This window comes from Pedobacter kyungheensis (assembly GCF_000812965.1).
GTDB lineage: Bacteria > Bacteroidota > Bacteroidia > Sphingobacteriales > Sphingobacteriaceae > Pedobacter > Pedobacter kyungheensis.
In genome coordinates, this window is record NZ_JSYN01000006.1 from 87,202 (window position 1) to 109,121 (window position 21,920).

Consider the following 21,920-nt stretch of genomic DNA (forward strand, 5'->3'; position numbering starts at 1 on the left):
TTCGAAATAAATAAAAAATACCGTACATCGTCCAAAATCAAATAACATTTTGGTATCTTAGCAGGAAAAAATCCAGATGGAAATATTAAGCAAGCAGGAAATAGAATTATTAAGAATACTTCAAAAAGATTCAAAATTTGAAATAACTACGCTTACCGAACGCTTAAATATGTCGCGTACCTCTGTTTATGAAAGAATAAAAAAACTGGAAAGTGAAGGATATATAAAAGATTATGTGGCTCTGGTTGATCCCAAAAAAGTAGGACTAAATTTTATGGTAATCGTAAATGTTTCGCTCAACTCGCAGCGAATTGAATATGTTGAAGAATTTTTAGAGAAAGTTAACGGACTTGAAGAAATAATGGAGGCCTATGTAACCGGAGGAATTTTTGATGTTATCCTAAAAGTGGTTGTAAAAGATCCTGACGCATTTAATGATTTTGTAACCAGAAAGCTATCTGTTATCCCGAATATAAGTAAAATTCAAAGTTCATTTGTGATGCGGCAAATCAAGCAAACAACTGTACTCCCTTTTTGATCCGAATTATATTACTCCGCACTTAAATCACTTCCTCACTTTTCGAAAACTACCCTATCAGGGTTTGCCCCTTTATTTACCAGAATGGCCGAAATCTCTTCGATCATTAAATCCGGGCCACAGATATAAAATGGTTGATTGAAATCTTTGACATTGGTATCGATGAAAGCTTCGTTAATGCGTGCGTTTTGATAGCGATTCGATGTCTCGCTGCTCACTAAAAAAACAGCGTCTTCGCCAAGAATTTCTGTTAACTCTTCTTTGTAAATGATATCAGCTTCTGTTTTATTCGAAAAAAACAGTTTGTTGCCCTTTGCTTTTCCTTCCTGATGCAACGCTCTCAGAATAGCTATAAAAGGTGTAATCCCGGCACCCCCTGCAATAAAGCAGCCCTCACCTTTATACTCAATGGCTCCCCATGAATCGGAAATCACCAGTTCATCTCCTACCTTAAGCTGGCCGATCTGATTGGTAACCCCATCATGATCGGTATAAGATTTTATGGTAAATTCCAGATAGGGTTTATCTGCTAAAGCGGTAAAAGTAAACGGCCGCTTTTCCTCAACCCAATCAGGTTTATTGATGGATACATCGGCTGCATGCCCCGGAACAAATTGGTAGTGCTCCGGTTTATCAAAACGAAGGCATTTTACATTATGTGTTACCTGCGATATTGCCCTAATATTAACAGTAAATTCCATAACCTTTGTTTTTAACTGGTAAATAAACCTGTTTGTTTTCTCTATATAAAAATGCGAATAATTTTACTGATTTCGTGCATTTACCGATTAAACGGAGGCAATAAGTGATTAAACGGCGTGTATTTTTTCGTCAGACCAGTCATTTTTCGCCCGATTTAAAAGGGCGTTCGTCGAGAAGTTACAGCCGTTGGTATAATACGGCCAAATGCACTGAAACGTTTGCCAAAAAGCGACGTCTTATTATCAAAACATTCACAAATTATTATTTAAAACTATAAAACAAGATATTATGAAAACTTCATTCTCAACCCTAGCAAAATCATTAATGGCAGCTGTTGTTTTAAGCACTTCAATCTTCTCTACAACTGTAATGGCTACCGAAAAACAACCTGTTAAAATCTCTGCTCCTAAAAACTTTGATAAAGTAGTAGTAAGCGGAAATGTTGAAGTAACCTTGATCCAGAATGGTAAAGAAGGTGTAAGCTACACTGATGACAATACCGGAAAAGTAAAAGTGATTCAGGATGGTAGCGCACTAAAAATTACTTCGGCGGATAACGAGGTAGCTAAAGTTACCGTTTACGTAAAAAGCATTTACCGCGTAATGGCATCTGACGATGCAGTAGTAAAAACAGCCGGTAAATTAAATGTAACCAACCTTCAGGTTTTCTTAAGCGGAAATGCAACAGCCAAAATCGATTCGAAAACTGAAAGCCTTTACACTGTAATTTCAGACCGTACAGATTTAAAATTAAGCGGTACTACCGAAAACCACAGCCTGGTAATGGGAAGCACCCCAAAATTAAATTTAGATCGTTTTGCAGCTGCAAAAACAGAAATGAGCACACCAGAAGTTGCTGTAAGAACCGCAGCTTTGGCTAAATAAGCACCCGAAGATTTAGATAATGAAAAAAGCGGCCCTGGCCGCTTTTTTTGTTTTGACAAACCAACTAACCAATGCGCCCGATTGTTCACAATTTATAATTTCCTACATAGCATCCAAAGTTTGTTCAAAATCAACAATTTTCTATCTTTGAGTAGAAGATAATATGAAATTTACACTCTCAATTGCATTGCTGCTTGTCCTTAAAGTAGGATATGCGCAAACCTTAAAACTAAAACAAGGACAAAAATTCAGTTACGATGCCACCAGCACTGCAGATGGTCCCATCAGCTCATACGGTTATGAAAGCTATGAATATTGGAAGACCAACTTCGAGGTTTTAAGCCTTAAAAATGGCGTCTATAGATTAAAGGCATCTCCCGAAATATTTTTAAAACAGGCTCATAGTCTACAGAACTCCCAATTACCTTTCAAGGAACAACCAAAAGACTTTATGGCCATTGCGAATAAAGTACTCACGCTAACATCCTATGAACTGGAAATAGATAAATACGGTAGAATTATTAGGGTAAATGGTTTACCCAAAATTAAAACAGCCATTTTGGCGAAACTTAAGGCGCTGAACATCCACCAGAACGGACAAACAAACAGTAAGCGCATTGAAGAGGTATTTACTGACGAATATTTTAAAGTACACACCCCATTTTTTCAAAGAATAGGACATTTTGCCATTAATGATAAAGGACTAAACAAATCATCAATAATCGAAACAACAACTGATTCTTCTTCAGAGAAAAAACAGGCTACAAATTATGACATTGTTAAATTTAACCTGATTTCACTCGACGGTAAGGCAACTAACTCTTCATCACAATTATTGACAGAGGCAAAAGAAAAATTAGATTATGCTAAATATTATCTTCCCATAAACAAAGCTAAGCGAAAAATCCAGGAACTTGCTGATCTTTTCAACAGTGTGAAAGGAGATCAAACGATTGAAAGCAGGATTATGAAATCACTCGACTCTTTGGATAAGGGCTTTGCAAAAGATGATTATGAGTACCTTGGAGCGAAATTAGGTGTATTAACTTATGTTGGTCCAGGTTATTGGGAGCTTCTGGATAAGGTTCCCTATCAATATCTACCCTCCTCTAATGATATCGATAACAAGATGGATATTGACCTTAACAAAGGTGATTTCAGCAATGTAAAAAAGGCGATTGAACTTTCGTTTACAAAGTTTAAGGATGAAGAATTTTATCTTGAAAACATGGGAAGTACCAGTAACAATATACACAATACTTTTGGTGCATTAATTTATAGAATTAAAAACAAGGATTCGCTGCAAAATGCATTAGGTATTATCAAGCAAATTGAAGCATTACAAATTCCTGATGTGACCGAACTGATGAGAGGAATGAAAACTTTAGTGCAAGCTAAACTTGCTGTAACGCCAAAAGAACTTGAAAATGTTGCCAAAACTCAATTTAACTCTTTATTTGATAAAGCTGGCAGGTATAGGATACTAATTTACGATGAGTTGGTTAAGAAACAGGTAGCCGATTCGGTAAAACTAGCGTATATCGATTATACCATTGACTTAAATAGGAAAAGAATCGAGCAGATCAATTCTGGTGCAATACCAAACGTAGATTCTTTTACACTAAAGCATTATATTGCACCGAACAGGATTGTTTATAAAAAAAATCTTGCCGATGCTTATTATAGAAAAAGCCAACTAAATAAAAATACAGAAATCGCTTACCTTCAGATGGCAGTTGATTATTTACCAACTCAACAAGACCTGATAGATAACAACAATAATTTGCAAACTGAATATAAATTCACACCTTTTATTCCTTACACGGATATGTATCTTGCTGCAGGTGGTTCTGCAGGTATGAGCATTGAAGATAAATTAAATAAAGAGGTTGATATGGTTATCCTCGAACCTGAACGTTATACAAAACTGAAAGCAAACTATTTGAAATCCTATCCTGCTGGCGATTTTAAATCTTTTTTTAGTGAAGCTTTAAAACGCAAGCTGCCTGTGGTCCCAAATTTTTCGTTAAATGAACGCAAAGGAACAATAGTAACCAACGCAGATCAGGCAAACAAATTTGTGTTTGTAGATTTCTGGGGTACCTGGTGTGGTGCATGTGTAAGTGAAATTGGCGAAATTGAAGCGATACATATTAAGAATCCAAATCCGGAAAAACTTCAGGTCACCACTATTGCCTGCTACGATAAAAAGAAAAACGTGGATGATTTCATGACTAAACAGAATTATACTTACACTGTTTTAATGTCGGATGGTAAAGTTGAGCACGATTTTAAAATCAGAAGCTACCCAACTAAGCTACTTTTTCTTCCCAATGGGGTTTATTTGACTATACCTTATCTTTCAAGTTACAATGAAATATTAACTAAATATTTGGAATGGGAAATTTAGCGCATAAGTAAAAAAACAAAATGCTGATTACAATTATAGATCAGGTTAAACAAAAAAGGCGGCCATGGCCGCCTTTTTTGTTGTGTTTTAAACTATCAAACCATTTATGGATTAATCGACAATTTCTTACCCGCGATATCTTCCCAACGGTAAAAATGAAAAGTTTTATCATCGCTCATCGCTACCAGCAAACCATGTTTAAAATCGGCATTTAAAGGTACCGATACCACATCTATTCCATCGGTTTGGTTCGCATTGTACTTTATGGTGGCTATTAAAGGGTGCTGATTAGGAGCACCAGCCTTACCTTCCCTGCTATACACTTTTAACTGCCTGGCTCCCTGATCAGATACCAATACATAACCTTTGTTTCCGGCAGTTTTATAAATGGCTATACCTTCATTATCAACGGCAAAATCACCCTGACCAAAAAGTGCAAGCTCTTTATCGCCTTTAGCCGGATCGGCATAATATTTACGTACACCAAACTGCTCATCGCAGTAGTACACATAGCCAAGTTCATTATCAACTGCAATAGCTTCGATTTCTTTTTTACCGCTGTAAGTACCAAATTTCCTCACCAGTTCAGCTTTAACATGACCAGTTCCATCATCTGTTAACAAATATTGCCAAAGGTAACCCTCTTTTGGCCCGGTTTTACGGCCAACAATGGCATATATTTTCCCGCTGGGATCGGTATACATGGAAATACCCATTAAATCACGGTACTCAGTGCCGGTTTCTCCAACAAAAACCGGGATCCCCCCATTATCTATCGGTTTCATGTCCGGAAGAGAATAAATCCGGAGTTTATGACTCAACCTTTCGGTGGTAACAGCGACATCTGTTTTTTTACCTCCAAGATTTAATCCGTAAGCAATATCAACGTTATCGGGTCTTTGCAAACCTTTAACTGTTTTCGATTTGATGATCTTTCCTTTCAGATCGAAAACATACAAACCTCCGTTTGCATCTTTATCAGTACCGATTACCAAAGATTGTGAGGCATCGGCGGGGTTAACCCAAATGGCGGGATCGTCGGTATCAAAATCAACAGGCTCTGAAACGTAAAGTGGTTTTACTGCAGTACTATCTGCTTTTTGCGCTGTTCCGTTACAAGAAAAGCACAGGGTTAAAATTGCAATTGCTGCAAAGGGTATAATTATTCTATTCTTCATTTTAAATTTTAGTACCGTAAGCGCCTACAAATGTAGCTGGCGCTGGAGAGATGTAAGTAATACCATTTTTCATTACAATGCCAGCTGCATGGTGACGGATAAAGTTGGTGATGCCTTTACCTAAAGCCGGAGAGTTTCCCTGTAAATGAAAATCCCAGGGGGTGTTAAAATCTGCATTACTAACTGCAGTATTTACCGGATAATTAACAAATTTAGGATCGTTGGCGCCAGCAGCAGTGCCAATTACATCATTTTTACCACCAATAATATCGCCACCCGGTTGAAACTGATTAACAGTAGCCTGATCGTATCCATAATACCAGTTATTGCTGTAGGCAGAACGGGCATCTTCTGGCTTTTTAGGATCCCTTTTCACGCCAAAACGGGTGTTGGCAAAAAGGTTATTGTATAAATCGGCACGCACGGTGCTTTCCATCCATACCGATCCGCCTTTTGCAGTTGGTCTTCTCCACCCGGTGTTAACCATGGTATTGTTGTAAGCGATAATATAAGTTTGTGGTGTTTTATCGCCGGTATTAGATAGTTTTAGCGCATTGGTATTGGTGCTGTAAACCAGGTTATAGGCAATATCAGCCAAACAGCCCGATTTAAAGTTCATAGCCTCACCACCGGTTACACCCGTAGTATAAAATACATTGTTGGCAAAAATGATCTTTCCACCCTCAATATAGGTACAATCTTCCTGCAGGTTTCTGAATATGCTATTCTGTACCACTAATTTGCCCTTTGCATTGGCAAACCAGAGCGCCGGAAGGTTTTCGCCGGCTACAGCCTTGTAAAGTCCCATTTTAACCGAAGTTGAAGCATCAGAAGTGGTAGAACCACCATATTCGATAATGGCGTGATCTAAAACCAGCTCTTCGCAGGTTGGCCCCGCCAAAATACCTCCCCAAAGTTTACCGAATTTCTTTTGCGGAGTTTTATAAAACTCATTTACGGTAAATTTAATTGGGTTCTCAGCAGTTCCCAGGGCATATAAATTACCTTTTACAATAATTTCGGGTTTGGCAAGGGTATCCATTAAAACAGTAACTCCTTCTTCAATGGTCAACGATTTTCCTTCAGGAATAATAATATCGCCTTTAATAACCTGCGTACTTCCCTTTGCCCAAACACCTGAAACTTCACCAATGGCAGAGCCATCTACTGCGGTAGTATCTACATCAATATTGGCTTTTTCGCATCCTGCCAGAGCAAGCAGGGCAAGCATAAGTAGTTTAAAAATCTGATTCGATTTCATGTCTTTATCTTTTTAAAATTCAATTAATTAAACTTATATCTGAAGCCAACTAAATAGTTCTGGCCATAATAATCACTCCTGATCAAGGTGTTACCGTCTTTTACCAAATCTTCGTTGATTTTGTTATTTTCAGGGTTGGTGCCTTTGATGAATAATTTTGCAGGTGTATTTAAGATGTTATTGGCTTTAACAAAAACACTGATTCCGCCCTTAAATCTTTTCTCAACCGAAGCATCCATCTGCACGAAACCTTTCTGCCACAAATCGTTGTTTAAGAACTGTGAAACAGTATTGATCCGCGAACCGGTATAAGCAGCTGCAAGCTGTGCATCCCAGCCTTTTTTGGTATCTTTAAATAACACGGATAAATTCGCAATATGCTCAGACTGTCCGTAAAGCGGGCGTTCCTGATCAACAGAAAGCGCCTGAATATCGCCAGTTGCCGGATTAATGGTGCGGGTTGTTTTAGGTGTTACAATCCGCGAGTGGGTATAGGTATAGTTTGCTTTAACACCGATTTTACTGAAATATTTGATATAATCGACCTCAGCACCATAATTATTGGCTGTACCAAAATTACCCGGAGTATAATAAATATCCTGTCCGCGAACGGCATCAGCCTGGAAAGTATATTCGATCGGATTTTTGATACGCTTGTAAAAAGTACCGATTAACAATTGCTCGGATGCGCCTGGAAAAAGTTCGTAGCGCAAATCGAAGTTATCAGCCAGCGCACGCTGCAAGTTTGGATTTCCGCGCTCCTGAAACTCTTCATTAACCACTTTGCCAGGTACAATTTCGTAAAAACCCGGACGGTTTAATGCTTTGTAATACGAAGCATGTAATTGTGCTTTATCACTCAAAAAATACTTCGCGGTTAAGCTTGGTAAAACATCAGTATATACCTGGTTTCCTTTCGGATAAGTTTCTCCTGCAGGGAAAAGCAGATTATAACCTTGATTGGTATGTTCTACGCGTGCACCTCCAATTAGCTCAAGTTTAGCCGAGCTGTATTTAAACATTCCGTAACCCGCGGCAATTTTCTCTGATGCATCATAGGTAAGTGAATTGGCTACGGCACCCGTTGGATTGCTCACCACCAGGTTTAAATCTGTATAACTTTGAAAATCTACTCCATACAGCTTTTTTGCATCAGCAGCACTTGGCGCCAGGTTATAATTATTAAAGAAACTGCTTCTTTGTTTATCGCGGTATAAACCACCTGCCATGATATCGAGTTTGTTCTCGCCCAGAGTAAAGCGATAAGTAAGATCAAGATAACCTGCCATATCCTCATCGGTATTGCGCTCCCAGCGGCGGGTTACCGGATTGGTATTCACTAAACTGGTTCGTGTACGCTGGAAATTTTGTTCGATTCCGTTTAAGCTGATGCTGGTATTTTCGGGCACATCGTTTTTAGCTGACGAATAAACTGCCGACCACTGCACCTTGAATTTATCGTCGAAAAATTTGTGATCGCCGTGCAGCGTACTATTGTAAATCTGCTGCTCGGTTAAACGGCTACGGGTATCGTAAACCAGCTCTGCATTTCCGGCAGTAGGATTGTACACCCCATTATAAGTAGTACTTACTGCATCTCTAAGCTGCTGGTTTTTCAAATTAACGTACACATTGTAAAGGCTTAACTGGTGGTTCCGGTTAAATGAATAATCGACCTTTCCGTGTAAGCCGGTACGTTGTTGCTGTTCGGAAAACTCGCGGTAGCTTTTGCTGGTAATTACCGCATAAGCATCGGTACCAGCTACTGCATTATTGTAAAATGTGCTATTACTTCCACGGTAAGTATTTTGGTAACTTCCGGCCAAAACCACACCTAGCTTATTCTCTAAAAACCTTTGGCTTACTGATAAGCTTCCAATTAAATTAGGCGCAGGGCTTTTGTATTTATAATCCAGCGTTCCTTTAGTAAAATCGTTCTGCGTAGCATTATAATTTTTCCCATTTAGCTCGTAAGGCGATTTATACTGAATGGCTGATGCATCGTAGCTGGCAAATTTACGATCGATAAACAACTGACTGTAACCGGTTGAAACATTCGCATTTACCTGAAATTTTCCCGGTGCGTTTTTCATCACCATGTTGATGGCTCCACCAATGGCATCGCCTTCCAGATTTGGGGTAAGCGTTTTATAAACTTCCAGGCGGTCTAATAAATCTGCCGGGAATAAATCAAGCGGTACGTAACGGTACTTGTTATCGGGACTTGGGATTTTCACACCATTTACCAGTGTGTAATTGTATCTCTTGTCCATACCCCGCAGGATGGCATACTGTCCGTCGCCATTGCTATTGCGCTCGATAGAAACACCAGAAACACGCTGCGTAATGTTGGCTACCGTTAAATCAGGAGAAATTTCAATGGCTTTACCCGATACGATGTTCATAATCTGGGTCGAATTTTTCTCCAGACGACGTGCTCCCTGATCTGTCGAAGCTACCGCATTGGTTTGGATGGTTACATCATCAAGGCTTTTTGAGTCACTTTCCATATAAAATTTCAGGTGATCATTATCCTCTTTTGCCACCGTAATGGTTTTAGTGATGGTTTTGTAAGTGATGTAACTTACACTGATTTTGGCAGTACCGGTAGATATCCCTTTAAACTCAAAAGTTCCATCAAGACCGGTGTTGGTTACCCGTCTGGGATTTTCGAGCACTACGGTCGCGCCAACGATGGCCTCGCCGGTTTGTTTATCGTAAACGTGCCCTTTTATTTTTGTAGCGTTGGCTGTGCCTGCACAAAAAACAAGAAAAAACAGAATTTGTAAAAGTTTGTTCATTTTGTTTGGTAATGTCTTTTTATTAACTGACGGGGCAAAGATGTATACGCCAGTTTATATGCAAAAATTATCAGGGTTACATAAAGGCAACACCGTTACAAAGAGCATATATCAAAAAGCAACACAAAACAACAAAATACTGTAAATCAAATACTTAAACAGCAACATAAGCGCCGTTATGCTTTTATTACCGTTACATTAACAAATTGTTAAGCAGACAAATACGCATGAAAAAGCAATTTTATCTGCATAGTTGTAACGCTTAAAGTGCCTGTATAAAAGCGGATAAATTATCGCCCTGGGCTAAGTTTAGCTTCTTACGTAACCGGTATCTGGAAACCCTCAGGCTGTCGGTAGAAATACCCAGCAAAGTGGCGATATCGGCTGAGTCAAGATTCATTTTAAGCAAAGCAATTAAGCGCATGTCAGCAGAGGTAAGTTCGTTGCTAAACTTTTTAAGCTGTTCGAGAAACTGATGGTGCACCTGCTCAAAAGCTTGTGTAAATTCTTTCCAGTTACGCTCGTGGTTAAAACTTTGATTTATCTCGGTGAGGATCTGGTTCATTTGCCTCTTTTGATCCCGTTTATCATCTTTAACCATAGCCTGCAGGGTATTGCGCAAGTTTTCGAGAAACTGGTTGTGCTTAATCAGGTTTAGGGTATGGGTGGAAAGCTCCCGGCTCTTTACTTCGAGCTGTTGTTTGAGCTGCTGCTCTTCTAATTGCAGGTTTTTAAGCTCCAGACTGGTTAAATCGTGCTGAATATCTTTCTGTTTAGCCAGCATTTGCTGATCTTTTAATTTTAAGCGCTGCCTGCTAAAAATAACAAAGCCCAAAACAATGGTTAATACCACCACAATGGTGGCTGAAAATGCAATCACCCGGTTGATCTTCTTATCGCTTTGCAACCGGGTGATTTCATCCGATTTTTTATTGATATCGTAAAGCACCTGCAGAAAGGCAACCTGACGGGCTCCGTCTTCCGAGTATAAATCGATGGTATATTTGTAGCCCAGCTTAACATAGTGGTAAGCACTATCCATTTGGTTCAGTAACTCGTAAGCTTTACCCAAATCGCGACAGCAGGAAGCGAGCTGATAAATATTTCCCATTTTATTGGCAAGTTTCATCGCTTTTTGTGTTTCTGCAATACTCGCCTGGTATTTGCCTGTTTTACGCAAAATATCGCCCAGGTTATTAATTACCTCTATACTGCCAAGTTCATTATGATCTTTCTGATATAAATCGAGTGATTTTCTGAAATGCTGATAAGCCAAATCATACTTCTCTAAATCTTCGTAAATGCTACCTAGGTTTTCGTAAATTTTGGCAGCATCACTGATGTCGTTTGTTTGTTCGATTGCTTTTAAAGCCAGGTTCTGATAATGAAAAGCACTATCATAACGCATGCGTTTCTCGTAAAGCTGGCCAATCTGCCCGAAAATAGCTGCTTGTCCCTTTACGTTATGCTCCTTTTTATAAATATTTAAGGCCAGGAGATAATTTTTCATGGCTTTATCTGGCTGCTTAAGATAATAGTACAGTACACCAATATCGCTCAGGTTTGCGGCCAGTAACACAGGCTTATCGTTACCGTTAAATATCTTTTCGGCTTTTAGGAAAAAATCGAGCGCCTGCCGGAAATGGCCTTGCCTGTAGCAGACCTTCCCCATTTGCTGCAAACATTTTCCTTCTAAAATCGTGTCATTATTCTCGATAGATTGAGCATATATTTTCTTCAGTTCGATAAGCGATTCGATTGGTTTTTTAGATTGTTGATCGAAAAACTGTCCAGGTTCTTTTTCCTGCGCACCGGCAGCAGCGCACAACTGAAAAAATATCAGGCATACACAAACGTATTTCATCATACAGAAAAGTAATTTTCAGCAAAGAAAGAGCGAAAAGGTTAAGTTAATGTTAAGAAGAGAAACAAATGTGATGATTACTTTATTCCAGATTAATACGAAAGTAATTTTTGTTTAAGATCTGTCAGAATCTGAACATCTGCAAAATTTTCACTAAATCTCAAATAGGCATTAACTTTGCAATAAAGACATATTTTCGGTATTTTTGAATTACATTTATTGTTTAGTGTATTATGAACCCCATAGATTCTATTTCCAGAAGAATAAATACATTAATGATGTTGCCAGAAAAGAAGGCGGAAATCTTTATTACAGATGTAAAGAAGGAATATCGTCAGGATTTGAGCAATTTTATTGTTGGCGAAACATTAACCGTTAGGGATGGAAAAATGATTATTGGAAAAAACCTTTATAAACAATGGCTTCACAAAATTAAAACCAGGGGTTTTGATTATGATGTAAAGTTTATATAATGGCAATCGAAGATCAATTTAAGATAATAAACAGACTTCAAAAGCAAATTCTTAAGCTTGAACCTCAGCCCGAGCAATGGGATAAGGAGTATCTGGAGCGGGTTAAGATCGATTTTACTTATGCTTCTAATAATCTTGAGGGAAATAAAATTACTCACGGGCAAACCATACAGATTTTAAAAGATTTCATCAGCCCAAAAGATGTGGCTGTTTCAGATTATCTTGATATTCTAAACCATAAAAAGGTATTGGATATCGTATTTGAAAATTATACTGCAGAGCAGATTACTGAATCAAATATTAAAAAAATGCACAAAGAGCTGATGAAAAATCCAGCTCAATGGGGAGATGATGTATATTATGACCCGGGAAAGTATAAATTATTCGAAAACAGAACCTATAGAGTGGATGGTAAAGAGCATTTATACCTTGCACCTGATGAGGTAGCATCTGCAATGGGAACATTGATTAATGAAACAAATAAAGCTTTAAAAAATATTGATTCTAAAAAGATTGAAAAACATCCCTTACATGTGGCAACACGTTTTCATTTTGTGTTCTTAAATCAAATACACCCGTTTGGTGATGGGAATGGCAGAATTGCGCGAATTTTCATGAACCTCATATTATTGCAGCATGGCTTCCCCCCTATTTTTATCAATCAGGTAGATAAAAGATTATATCTCGACTGCTTTACAAAGGAGGAACAAAAAGAAGGTTCTATGCTGGAATTCATGGCAGATAGACTGATAGAAAGTCTGAAAGTTAAAAGAAAACATTTGCTTAAAAAATAGCCATTGCAAATCAGCATGCAGTTCTGCAAATGATTAAATCGTAAGCCTTATATCTAAACTTGTTGCACCATCTGTAGGCCTTTAATCTCACTGATACCTTAAAAGCTTCCTCAGCTGGTAAAAAATCCGCTCTATCAACCTTAAATCCTGCGTAACAATTTCGGCATTACCTTTAAGTTCTTTATCAAAAGCAAGGTTTTTGTGATAAGAAGTTTTCAAACCTTTAGGCAGCGTAACATCTACATAATAATTTCCTTTATCATCGGGTGCAAAGGCAATATTTTCCACCCTGCCTTCTACAATGCCATATTCCTGGTAACGGTAATTATCTAATTTGATTAAAACCTTCTCACCCGGGCTAATTTTGCCTGAATTACCGGCCGGAACCGACATGCGGCCTACCAGTGCCTGCTTATTATCAGGCAAAACAGATAAAACGGCATCTCCCCTTTTAATAAACTGGTTTTCGCCCCAAAACTGCTGAAAACTAACCTCGCCATCTGTAGATGATACCATTAGATAATCTTGTTCCCATTGCCGCAGCGATTTTCTCAGCTGCTCAAACAACTGCTGGGTTTGCGAAGCATAATTAATTTTGTCTTTTTCGGCGTTAATTGTCGAGCCACTTTTGGTTTTGCTCAGGTTGGCAATGCCCTCTTCGGTTTGAGATAGGGTAATATTAATATTCTCGAGACTTTGCTGTGCCTGCAGGAACTTTATTTTTTCGGTTTCGAGCTCGTTTGCCGAAATAACGCTTAGTCCGAAAAGCTTCTGCGAACGCTGATAACTTTTCTTTACCAGTTCATATTTAGCCAGCTCGAGCTCTTTTTGTTGCTTCAGGTTGATGATCCTACTTCGGTAGGCTGATATATTCTGATCGGCAGCTACATTTTCGGGGGCATAAGGCCGCAAACGTTTAAACAATTGTTCGTCCTGAAAGGCTTTGGCAAATGCATTGTAATCGGCCTGAAGTTCGCCCAATTTCAGCCTCGAGATTTGATGAATCGGGAAGGATGATAGCTGATCTTGAGAAATTGAATCTGCTATCTGCTTAAGTTCGAGCAAATCGCGGTAGTTTGCAGTAGATTGCAAAACCAATAACACCTGCCCTTTCGTTACCTTTTGGTGGTTGCTGACAAATATTTTCTCGATTTTGGAATCAATCCTGGCCTGCAGTTTTTCGGGTGGGTTTTGCGAGGTAACCACAATGGGAGCCGGCACAAATTCGGGGTATTTAATGAAATAGCTCATCAGTAATCCCATTAAAATGGCAAGCAAAATAATGGCACTCCCCCAACGGAACATCCAGTGCGGTGGCTGTGAAAGTACATCTTGTACACTTTCTGAGCGCAGTTCTATGCTATCCAATATATCTTTCTTAGTTTCCAAGTTCGAGCTGGTTTTTAATTAGCCTGTAATATTCTCCTTTTTTTGCCACCAATTGTTCGTGGCTACCCTCTTCCACAACCTTTCCTTTATCGAGCACCACAATTTTATCGGCATGTTTTACTGTTGATAAGCGGTGAGCGATAACGATTGCTGTTTTCCCTTTAAAAAACTGTTCGAGGTTTTCGATAATGATTTTTTCGTTATTGGCATCGAGCGCACTGGTTGCCTCATCGAAGAAAATAAAATCGGGCGATTTATAAACGGCCCTCGCAATAAACAGCCGCTGTTTCTGGCCGCCACTAATTCCCAGCCCTTCGTTCCCAATTTTGGTATTGTAGCTTAAAGGCAAACTCTCAATAAAATCTTTGATGTTGGCGATTTCAATTGCTTTTCTCAGTTTCTGCTTATCAACTATTTCCTCACCAATGGCAATGTTATTGGCAATGGTATCGTTAAATACGTAGCCCTCCTGCATCACCACACCACAGTGGTCGCGCCACAGCCTCGAAGAAATGTTTTTCATATCAGTATTTCCGATTTTTACCTCACCGCTATTAGGATCATAAAATTTCATCAATAATTTTAACAAGGTGGTTTTTCCACTCCCACTGGCGCCCACTATGGCTGTTGTTTTCTGGTACGGAATGGTCAGGTTTAAATGTTCGAACACAAAAGCCGACGAACCGGTGTAACGAAACGATACGTTATTCAGGGCAATATCATTTTGCGGAATTTCGGATACGTAGCGTTCCTCGTGCCTGTCTTCATCCTCCTTTTCGTGAATTTCGCCTAATCTTTCTAAAGAAATTTTAGCATCCTGACTCTGTCTAATAAATTCAATCAATTGCATCAAGGGGCTATTTAGCTGCCCGATAATGTATTGTACCGAAAGCATCATCCCCAGGGTTAGATTCCCGGTTAACACCAATTTTGCAGCAAGGAAACTAACCAGGATATCTTTCATCTGGTTGATAAAATTTCCACCTACCGATTGCCATTGCTCCAGAGAAAGCGACCTGATCTGCAGTTTAAACAATTTCACCTGCAAAAACTCCCAACCCCAGCGTTTTTGCCTTTCGGCATTGTGCATTTTTATTTCCTGCATGCCGTTAATCAGCTCAATCACCTTGCTCTGTTCCTGCGAAACTTGCGAAAACCTTTTATAGTCGAGTGCTTTCCTTTTCTTCAGAAAAAAGCTGATCCAGATCACATACACAATTGCTCCCGTTAAATAGACCAGAAACAAACGGTAATCGTAACATAGCAGCACAATGCTAAAGATGATCAAATTAACCAGCGAGAAGAGCGTATTTAGCGATGAATTGGTTAACAGCTGCTCAATCCGGTGGTGATCGTTAATGCGTTGCATAATATCGCCGGTCATTCTGGTATCAAAGAAACTAATGGGCAGTTTCATGAGCTTGATGAAAAAATCGGAGATAATAGAAATATTTATCCGGGTAGAGAGATGCAATAAAATCCAGCTGCGAATAACTTCAATACCCGTTTTACCAACAAATAGCATTACCTGCGCCAGCAAAATCAGGTAAATGAAATTGAGATCCTGGTTCTGAATCCCTACATCTACAATGCTCTGGGTAAGAAAAGGAAAAACCAGCGACAATAAACTGCCAGCCAGCAAACCTATGGCCAGTTGAAAAATAAGCGATTTATATTTGAAGAGATATTTGGAAAGGAAAGAAAAGCTGGTTTTCTTTTCATCCTCATTAAATTCGTCATTAAAAAAAGTCGGGGTAGTTTCTAAAACCAGGGCAACGCCCTCTTCTGTATCTTCCCGCGCATTTTCACCTATCCAGCTTTTAATAAATTCGGTTTTGGTGTAAGTAATTAAGCCATGAGCAGGATCAGATACGTAAACCTTTCCTGACTTGTCAATTTTGTAGACAACAACAAAATGGTTTTTGTTCCAATGTACCATGCAGGGCAAAGGAACTTCAGTCATTAAGGTGTTAAAGTCTATTTGCACACCTAAAGTTCTGAACCCTAAATTTTCTGCCGCATTACTTAAACCCTGCAAGCCACTTCCCTCACGTGTGGTTTCAGCAAGATCGCGAATCTGCTGCAAAGGAATATTCTGCCCATGGTATTTCGCGATAATACGGAGACAGGTTGGACCACAGTCTTTAGAATCGGGTTGTTTGTAGAACGGGAATTTTTTCATTCTATTCTGACCAGATTTTATTAAAGGTTTTCGACAATTTATCTTTATTTATGGTGCAACCTGACGCTGAAACCGTTACTCCGGATTCTTTTAAATTAAGATATCCTTCTTCATTATTCCATTTAGAAATATATGGATTATAAACACATTCTACCTGATGAAACCATTGTTCAGCTTCCTTTTCGGGTACACGTACATCTGTACACATATACCTAAATTCGCAATGCTGGCAAACCAGGGTTTGGTTCTTATTGATGTTTCCAGGCTCCAAAAATAGTTTGCTATTAATTGTTTGCTGAAATTCATCAACGCTCATTGAATTGATATTGCCGAAAGCTTGTTTGCTATTGAGTCCGTTTTTAATATTGCCACTTTGATCGATATAGATTTTGCCGTTGTAATACGAGTGTTTGTTATAAGCTTCCAGAAAAAACGCTTGATTTACAAACAATTTATCTACGCTTAGCAGCTGTTGGTATTGCCCAAAACTTTCAGTAAAAAAATTATAGTAAATATTATCTTTCAGTTCGGTATGTGAGCTATCCACTCCAAAAAAATTAACTGAGAATAGGATAGGTTGCCGGGCTAATTTAAGTTCGTATTTTTCGAGGCTTTCTGCATCAAATTTTTCAATATACAGGTATATCCCATCAATTTCCAGCTGGGCAAATGACGCTACCAAATTGATGAGTTCATCATCTATTTGTGGTGAAATGATGCTTAAGTTTTGAAGATGATTCTGATCGATTAAATCAATAAAATTATTGCTAATATTAGTATGTATAACAGCATGGGTTAGCTCGTTAGTTTGATGTAGTGCTCTGGATATTTTCGGAAATCTTTTCTTTTCCTGAGCAGATGCAACTTCAAAAATAATCTCTAAACTTAAAAGAAAATCTATCAGCTCGCTACGCTCAGATTGATCAGCAATCCTGGTGAAATTTACAAAGCCATCGGTGTTTAAAATATGATAATGTTTTTTTGAAATAAAATGATAGTCTTTGCGGCCCAAATCGTAAATGATAGCCCTGTTAAACCCAATTACCGGAATACACAGTTGGTTTCGGAGGTACAATTTATTCATATCGGCGATTTAAAGTATAGGTCGAGTTGTAAGCTATTGGTATGGTAAATTTTAGAAACCCTTGTTTTAATCAGGTATGTAGGCTTAGGCTTTTTTACCAATGATTTTATGTGTAATGGTGCTTCTCCGGTATCTATCAGGTCTTTTATGTTTTTCATAGGTTTTATAGATATGGCTTAATTTAAGTTTCGAAAGGGCGTTTTGACCTGACAACAATACAAATCAAGTTAGTTAAAATTAAAGTGCCAATGCGATCTCCCGCTCCAAATTATAATTACAAGGGGTTGATACCATACCAAACTGGCCAACGGGATTTAAGTCTAAAAAATAATATTCAGCATCATCAGCAGCGTAAATCACATCAAAGGATGCACAGTTAAGACCGTATGCATCAAGCATTCTTTTTAACTTTTTTTCGTATGTTTTTGCTAAGGTGTATGGCGCAACGCGGTTTGGTTTATCCCTATCATAATTTCTGAAATCGACATTGGTATTGCTGTTGTTTTGAGAGAATATGGCCATGGCGTAAAATTTACCATTCAGGTAGAATACCCTGATCTCATAAGCCTTTGCAATGGCCTGCTGAAAAAAAGTCGGTACAAATCGCTCCGGTAGGGCATCAATATCTTCGCGGTTAACCATTGAGGTATATGCCATGTGCGAGAAATCTTCTTCATCCTGAAATGAAAACGGTGTACTAATAGGCTTGGAAATAATATGTTTTTCCTCCTCGAAAAAATTGGCCACTGCGCTTTTGCAGCCTGTAACCAGGTATTTTGGAGCCAAAATGTCGTATTGCCGGCAAAGATCCATCAAATATAGCTTGTTGATATCGCTGTTTTTGATTTTGTTTACCGATGGAATTTTATCCAGCCTGTGATAAAAATATTCTATCAGGGCAGTATGCTCAACACGTAAATAGTCTTTAATTAAAGTATGCTTAAATTTAGCAAAGAGATCCAACCCTCCCCTTCGGTACCACATTTTGGTAATTTGGCTGCCCAAAACCATTTCCCCGTTTATAGCGATGGCAAAATCTGACGAATTAAGCCAAAGCAGTTCGAATAAGGTATCTTCATTGATTCTGATAAACTTCTTTTTGAGCCGTATAAGCCAATTGATTACAGCACTGGTAGAATAATCGCTGTTTATGGAGAATATTAGTATCACGAAACTCGGTTTTATAAATTTTTATAGCTTACGCAGCCAGCTATTGCCTTAATTATTGTGTTTTATTTGCGCAGTAATGATTTCCGGATGGTAAGGTTAGCTTTAGTTAACCACCGGGCTTATTATCGCCCGATGGTTAACTGAGCTAGTTAATTAAGTTTGCCATGATGAAGTAGCAGGAGAGCCGATGGTTTGGCCCTGATCATTGTACATGGTTGTTGTTTTATCTGCACAATGATCTCCATAAGTATAGCTGCTGCATACCGCGTGGCTTCCCATAGCAAGACCACCATTAATTTGGCTGTTCTCCAGCGCTATTTTTTTCTCCAGCAATTTTTTGATGTTTTTCATATCTTAAAAAGTTTATTAAATTAAAGCTTGTTTATTACGGACAGTTGGTGAAAAAGCACTCTTCAACCAGTTGCTTATTATCTGTTACAACTTTAGATACCGTAACAGTACAACCTTGATTATTTGTATAAGTCGTGTTGATGTTTTGATAACTTAGGTTTGCAAGTCCACCACTGATTTGACAATTTTTCAGTTCGATTTTTTTATCGAATAATTTGTTGCTGTTTTTCATTTCTTTTTTGATTAAGGTTATAAATTAATATGCATAAGATTGACAACTTTGTTGTGTCAAATCTTAAGTTAGCAGGTATTATTTTCCTGTTAACGTAGGGTTGAAACCTACTGGTACATTAGTGCCAGGTTGGTCAAAGCCAATATCGGTGCAAGTATCAGGGTTTTCTCTTGTTCCGGTTTCTGCTACAGATACCAGGTTGCTAAGTCCAAGTTTACCACCATTAATTTGGCAATCTTTTAAGTTGATTCTTTTTTCGAACAAACTTTTGCTTGTCTTCATAATTATTAAATTTAAAATTGATAGATAAATTCCGCCACCTTACCCTGGCGTTCGGGTTTATATTTGCATTACAATCGATCTTTATTCATCAGGAGAAAAGCCATTTAGTTTACTCCTATCAAATAAATTTAGCGGCAAATTATAAATCTCACAAGTGAGAGTTTATATTTGATAGATGAATTCCAATATTCGTAGCCTTTGCGCCGATATCTGTAATCAAGCACTTTTTTACGCCCAATTTCGAATATGAAGCTAAATGCCACGGATATGGAACGGAAACAGCTGAATATGCATTAGCTGTTTTTGGCGATAAAGCTTTGGCTATATTTAAAAACCAGCCGTATTTACTCCAAACATGAACGAATAACTGTCCCTTACTTATGTTTTTTCAATTGGTAACCATATTTAAATCAATCCATATCAAGTCTGTTCCAACTGTTTTTTTCTGTCTGGCGATTTTGTTGAGCAGTGCCTGCAGGCCGGAAAAAAAGCGGCAAAACCAGGTAGTTCATATTAATGATCAAAACATTACCGATACCGATTACCTGGCGCGGATTATAGCCATGGACACCTTAGCACCAAATGACTATAAAAAAGCGATTTACAAGGAAGATAGCCTCCTGAATCTTTCATCAAGCGAAGCAGATAAACCTTTCCGCTACTATTTCAGGGCCCGGTGTTTAGTACTTGAAAAGCATCGCGACAGTGCTATCGCCACTTATAAACAGATGGATAGCATGGGTACAAACCCCGAAACTGATCTGCTTAGGGATTACAGCATTTTAAGTAGCCAAACCAATGGCGGTGCAGCAGTAAGTGCAAGCTTAGTAAAACAGACTTTAGCTAAAATTGAAAAGGCAGAACTGTTAAAAAGCAGAAGCACTTACCTGTTTTATGATTTGCTGGCTAAAATTTATTACCAAAACAATAATCCAAAAGAGGCGCTGCGATATGCTACACGGTACTACAACAGTCATCCGTATAAATTGCACAGGGTTATTGAGCAACGGTATTTCGACATTTCATTTCTGCTGGCTACCAAGATGGGCGATTATAAAAACATGATTTTTTACAATAATAAAGCACGTATCCTGGCTAAAAGCATTAACGATAGCCTGGCCCTGGCCCGTACTTACGATAATGAAGCACAAATTTACGATCAACAGGGCCAATTTGCCAGGTCGCTTGCCAGCAGCAAAATTTATTTTAACTACCTCAAAAACACCAACAACCTGAACGATATTGCCTTTAATAACCTGGCAACCAGTTTTGAGCATAATCAGATGCCCGATTCGGCCATTTACTATTACCGTCAAGGTATTGCCTTCGAGAAAAAGAACCCGGCAGGAAGAAGAAAAAGCATGTTTTATAACGGGCTCCTTAGCGCATATAAAAACCAGGGAGCTTATGCCCAGGCGCTTGAGGCTGCAGATTCGGCCTACACCATAGAAATGCGTGATGTTGCCGCGATAGAAGCGGTAAAAATTGCCGAACTGCATGAAAAATATCAGGTAGAAAAAAAAGACCAGCACATTACCGAGCTGAATAGCAGGAACGAACTTTACCAAAAAATCATCACGCAGCAGAAGTGGACTTTAGGTTTGGCATTTTTTGTATTTTTAAGTGTTCTTTTTTTTCTATTTATCCTTTACCGGCAGCAACGGCTGAAAGGAAGAAATACGCTGCTAGCCTCAGAAAATAAACGTTTAAATATTGAGCAGAAGTTATTGCAGGTGCAACTTAATCCGCATTTTATTTTTAATGCCATAGCTAACCTGCAAGGACTAATATCATCGGGCGATTCGAAAGAAGCGGTACGTTATCTCAGTACCTTTTCTAAATTACTGCGTAATGTTCTGGAACAAAACACCAAAGAATTTATTGAACTGGATGAAGAAATAGCATCCTTACATAATTACCTGCAATTGCAGCAAATGCGTTTTGCGGGCCTGTTCGATTATCAGATTTCAACAAATCATCTTGAAGGTGAAAACATCCTGATTCCCCCAATGCTTATCCAACCTTTTGTAGAAAACGCAATCGAACATGGCTTTAGGAATATTGCTTACCACGGGAGTCTGGCAATCAATTTTCAAACACTAAACAACCAATTGCTGATTACCGTAGATGACAACGGATGCGGTGTGAGTGCCAAAGCAGCGGTTCAAACTAAAAAATCGCTGGCGCAGGTTATTTTAAAAGAAAGACTCGATGTGCTTTTCAACACGGCCAGGCAGCAGGCAGGTTTCGAACTCGAAGATAAAAGTAATACAGGCGGCCGTGGTGTAATGGTAAAAATTAATATCCCACTGGTAAAAGATTAA

19 protein-coding genes are annotated in these 21,920 nt (G+C 38.6%); 6 read left to right on the top strand and 13 right to left on the bottom strand.

The genetic code is table 11. The annotated features are described in order from the left end of the window. Positions 1 to 76: 76 nt before the first annotated feature. The gene (locus tag OC25_RS07280; RefSeq protein ID WP_039473568.1) at positions 77 to 538 is read left to right on the top strand and encodes an Lrp/AsnC family transcriptional regulator; all 462 of its coding nucleotides are present in this window, start codon (positions 77 to 79) and stop codon (positions 536 to 538) included. A gap of 35 nt (positions 539 to 573) precedes the next feature. Here the strand turns inward: OC25_RS07280 and OC25_RS07285 are convergent, their stop codons facing one another. Continuing rightward, complete coding sequence (locus OC25_RS07285) at positions 574 to 1,239, bottom strand: FAD-binding oxidoreductase (protein WP_039473571.1); 666 nt, start codon at positions 1,237 to 1,239, stop codon at positions 574 to 576. 289 nt (positions 1,240 to 1,528) lie between these two features. On the opposite strand from OC25_RS07285, the gene OC25_RS07290 reads away from it, so the two are divergent. Continuing rightward, positions 1,529 to 2,125, top strand: coding sequence for a GIN domain-containing protein (locus OC25_RS07290; protein ID WP_039473574.1), 597 nt, complete (start codon positions 1,529 to 1,531; stop codon positions 2,123 to 2,125). 163 nt (positions 2,126 to 2,288) lie between these two features. Beyond that, entirely contained in the window at positions 2,289 to 4,535 is a 2,247-nt protein-coding gene (locus OC25_RS07295) for a TlpA family protein disulfide reductase (protein ID WP_039473579.1), read from the top strand. 104 nt (positions 4,536 to 4,639) lie between these two features. Here OC25_RS07295 and OC25_RS07300 read toward each other — a convergent pair whose 3' ends face one another. The 4 genes from OC25_RS07300 to OC25_RS07315 all read right to left on the bottom strand — a co-directional run bounded on the left by OC25_RS07300 (position 4,640) and on the right by OC25_RS07315 (position 11,642). Beyond that, a complete protein-coding gene (locus OC25_RS07300; protein ID WP_039473582.1) occupies positions 4,640 to 5,713 on the bottom strand; it encodes a phytase in 1,074 nt (357 codons plus the stop codon). Between the two features lies 1 nt (position 5,714). Then, positions 5,715 to 6,974 carry a hypothetical protein gene (locus OC25_RS07305; RefSeq protein ID WP_039473585.1) on the bottom strand — a complete coding sequence of 420 codons (1,260 nt, stop codon included), beginning with the start codon at positions 6,972 to 6,974 and terminating at the stop codon, positions 5,715 to 5,717. Between the two features lie 23 nt (positions 6,975 to 6,997). Further along, positions 6,998 to 9,775 carry a TonB-dependent receptor domain-containing protein gene (locus tag OC25_RS07310; protein WP_039473587.1) on the bottom strand — a complete coding sequence of 926 codons (2,778 nt, stop codon included), beginning with the start codon at positions 9,773 to 9,775 and terminating at the stop codon, positions 6,998 to 7,000. 262 nt (positions 9,776 to 10,037) lie between these two features. Beyond that, a complete protein-coding gene (locus OC25_RS07315) occupies positions 10,038 to 11,642 on the bottom strand; it encodes a tetratricopeptide repeat protein (RefSeq protein WP_039473590.1) in 1,605 nt (534 codons plus the stop codon). 230 nt (positions 11,643 to 11,872) lie between these two features. Here OC25_RS07315 and OC25_RS07320 point away from each other — a divergent pair, with 230 nt between their 5' ends. Both OC25_RS07320 and OC25_RS07325 read left to right on the top strand, forming a co-directional pair. Beyond that, a complete protein-coding gene (locus OC25_RS07320) occupies positions 11,873 to 12,112 on the top strand; it encodes a hypothetical protein (protein WP_039473592.1) in 240 nt (79 codons plus the stop codon). Then, positions 12,112 to 12,906 carry a Fic family protein gene (locus OC25_RS07325; protein ID WP_039473595.1) on the top strand — a complete coding sequence of 265 codons (795 nt, stop codon included), beginning with the start codon at positions 12,112 to 12,114 and terminating at the stop codon, positions 12,904 to 12,906. The genes OC25_RS07320 and OC25_RS07325 overlap by 1 nt, the downstream gene beginning before the upstream one ends. An 87-nt stretch (positions 12,907 to 12,993) precedes the next feature. Here OC25_RS07325 and OC25_RS07330 read toward each other — a convergent pair whose 3' ends face one another. From OC25_RS07330 to OC25_RS07360, 8 genes are all read right to left on the bottom strand, one after another. Then, positions 12,994 to 14,295: an HlyD family secretion protein gene (locus OC25_RS07330; RefSeq protein WP_039473598.1), complete on the bottom strand. Its 1,302-nt coding sequence runs from the start codon at positions 14,293 to 14,295 to the stop codon at positions 12,994 to 12,996. After that, positions 14,285 to 16,477, bottom strand: a complete 2,193-nt coding sequence (locus tag OC25_RS07335; RefSeq protein WP_039473601.1) for a peptidase domain-containing ABC transporter — start codon at positions 16,475 to 16,477, stop codon at positions 14,285 to 14,287. The genes OC25_RS07330 and OC25_RS07335 overlap by 11 nt, the downstream gene beginning before the upstream one ends. 1 nt (position 16,478) lies before the next feature. Then, on the bottom strand, positions 16,479 to 17,561 hold the full coding sequence (locus OC25_RS07340; protein ID WP_039473604.1) for a hypothetical protein: 1,083 nt from the start codon (positions 17,559 to 17,561) through the stop codon (positions 16,479 to 16,481). Further along, positions 17,558 to 17,719: a hypothetical protein gene (locus tag OC25_RS27850; RefSeq protein ID WP_156131419.1), complete on the bottom strand. Its 162-nt coding sequence runs from the start codon at positions 17,717 to 17,719 to the stop codon at positions 17,558 to 17,560. The genes OC25_RS07340 and OC25_RS27850 overlap by 4 nt, the downstream gene beginning before the upstream one ends. A 79-nt stretch (positions 17,720 to 17,798) precedes the next feature. Beyond that, positions 17,799 to 18,731 carry a grasp-with-spasm system ATP-grasp peptide maturase gene (gene gwsG / locus OC25_RS26800; RefSeq protein WP_052266025.1) on the bottom strand — a complete coding sequence of 311 codons (933 nt, stop codon included), beginning with the start codon at positions 18,729 to 18,731 and terminating at the stop codon, positions 17,799 to 17,801. 153 nt (positions 18,732 to 18,884) lie between these two features. Then, on the bottom strand, positions 18,885 to 19,082 hold the full coding sequence (locus OC25_RS07350) for a hypothetical protein (protein ID WP_039473607.1): 198 nt from the start codon (positions 19,080 to 19,082) through the stop codon (positions 18,885 to 18,887). Between the two features lie 34 nt (positions 19,083 to 19,116). Beyond that, a complete protein-coding gene (locus OC25_RS07355) occupies positions 19,117 to 19,314 on the bottom strand; it encodes a DUF4179 domain-containing protein (RefSeq protein ID WP_039473610.1) in 198 nt (65 codons plus the stop codon). A gap of 78 nt (positions 19,315 to 19,392) precedes the next feature. Next, positions 19,393 to 19,596: a hypothetical protein gene (locus OC25_RS07360; protein WP_039473613.1), complete on the bottom strand. Its 204-nt coding sequence runs from the start codon at positions 19,594 to 19,596 to the stop codon at positions 19,393 to 19,395. 380 nt (positions 19,597 to 19,976) lie between these two features. Between OC25_RS07360 and OC25_RS07365 the strand changes: the two genes are divergently transcribed. Beyond that, entirely contained in the window at positions 19,977 to 21,920 is a 1,944-nt protein-coding gene (locus OC25_RS07365; RefSeq protein WP_052266026.1) for a histidine kinase, read from the top strand.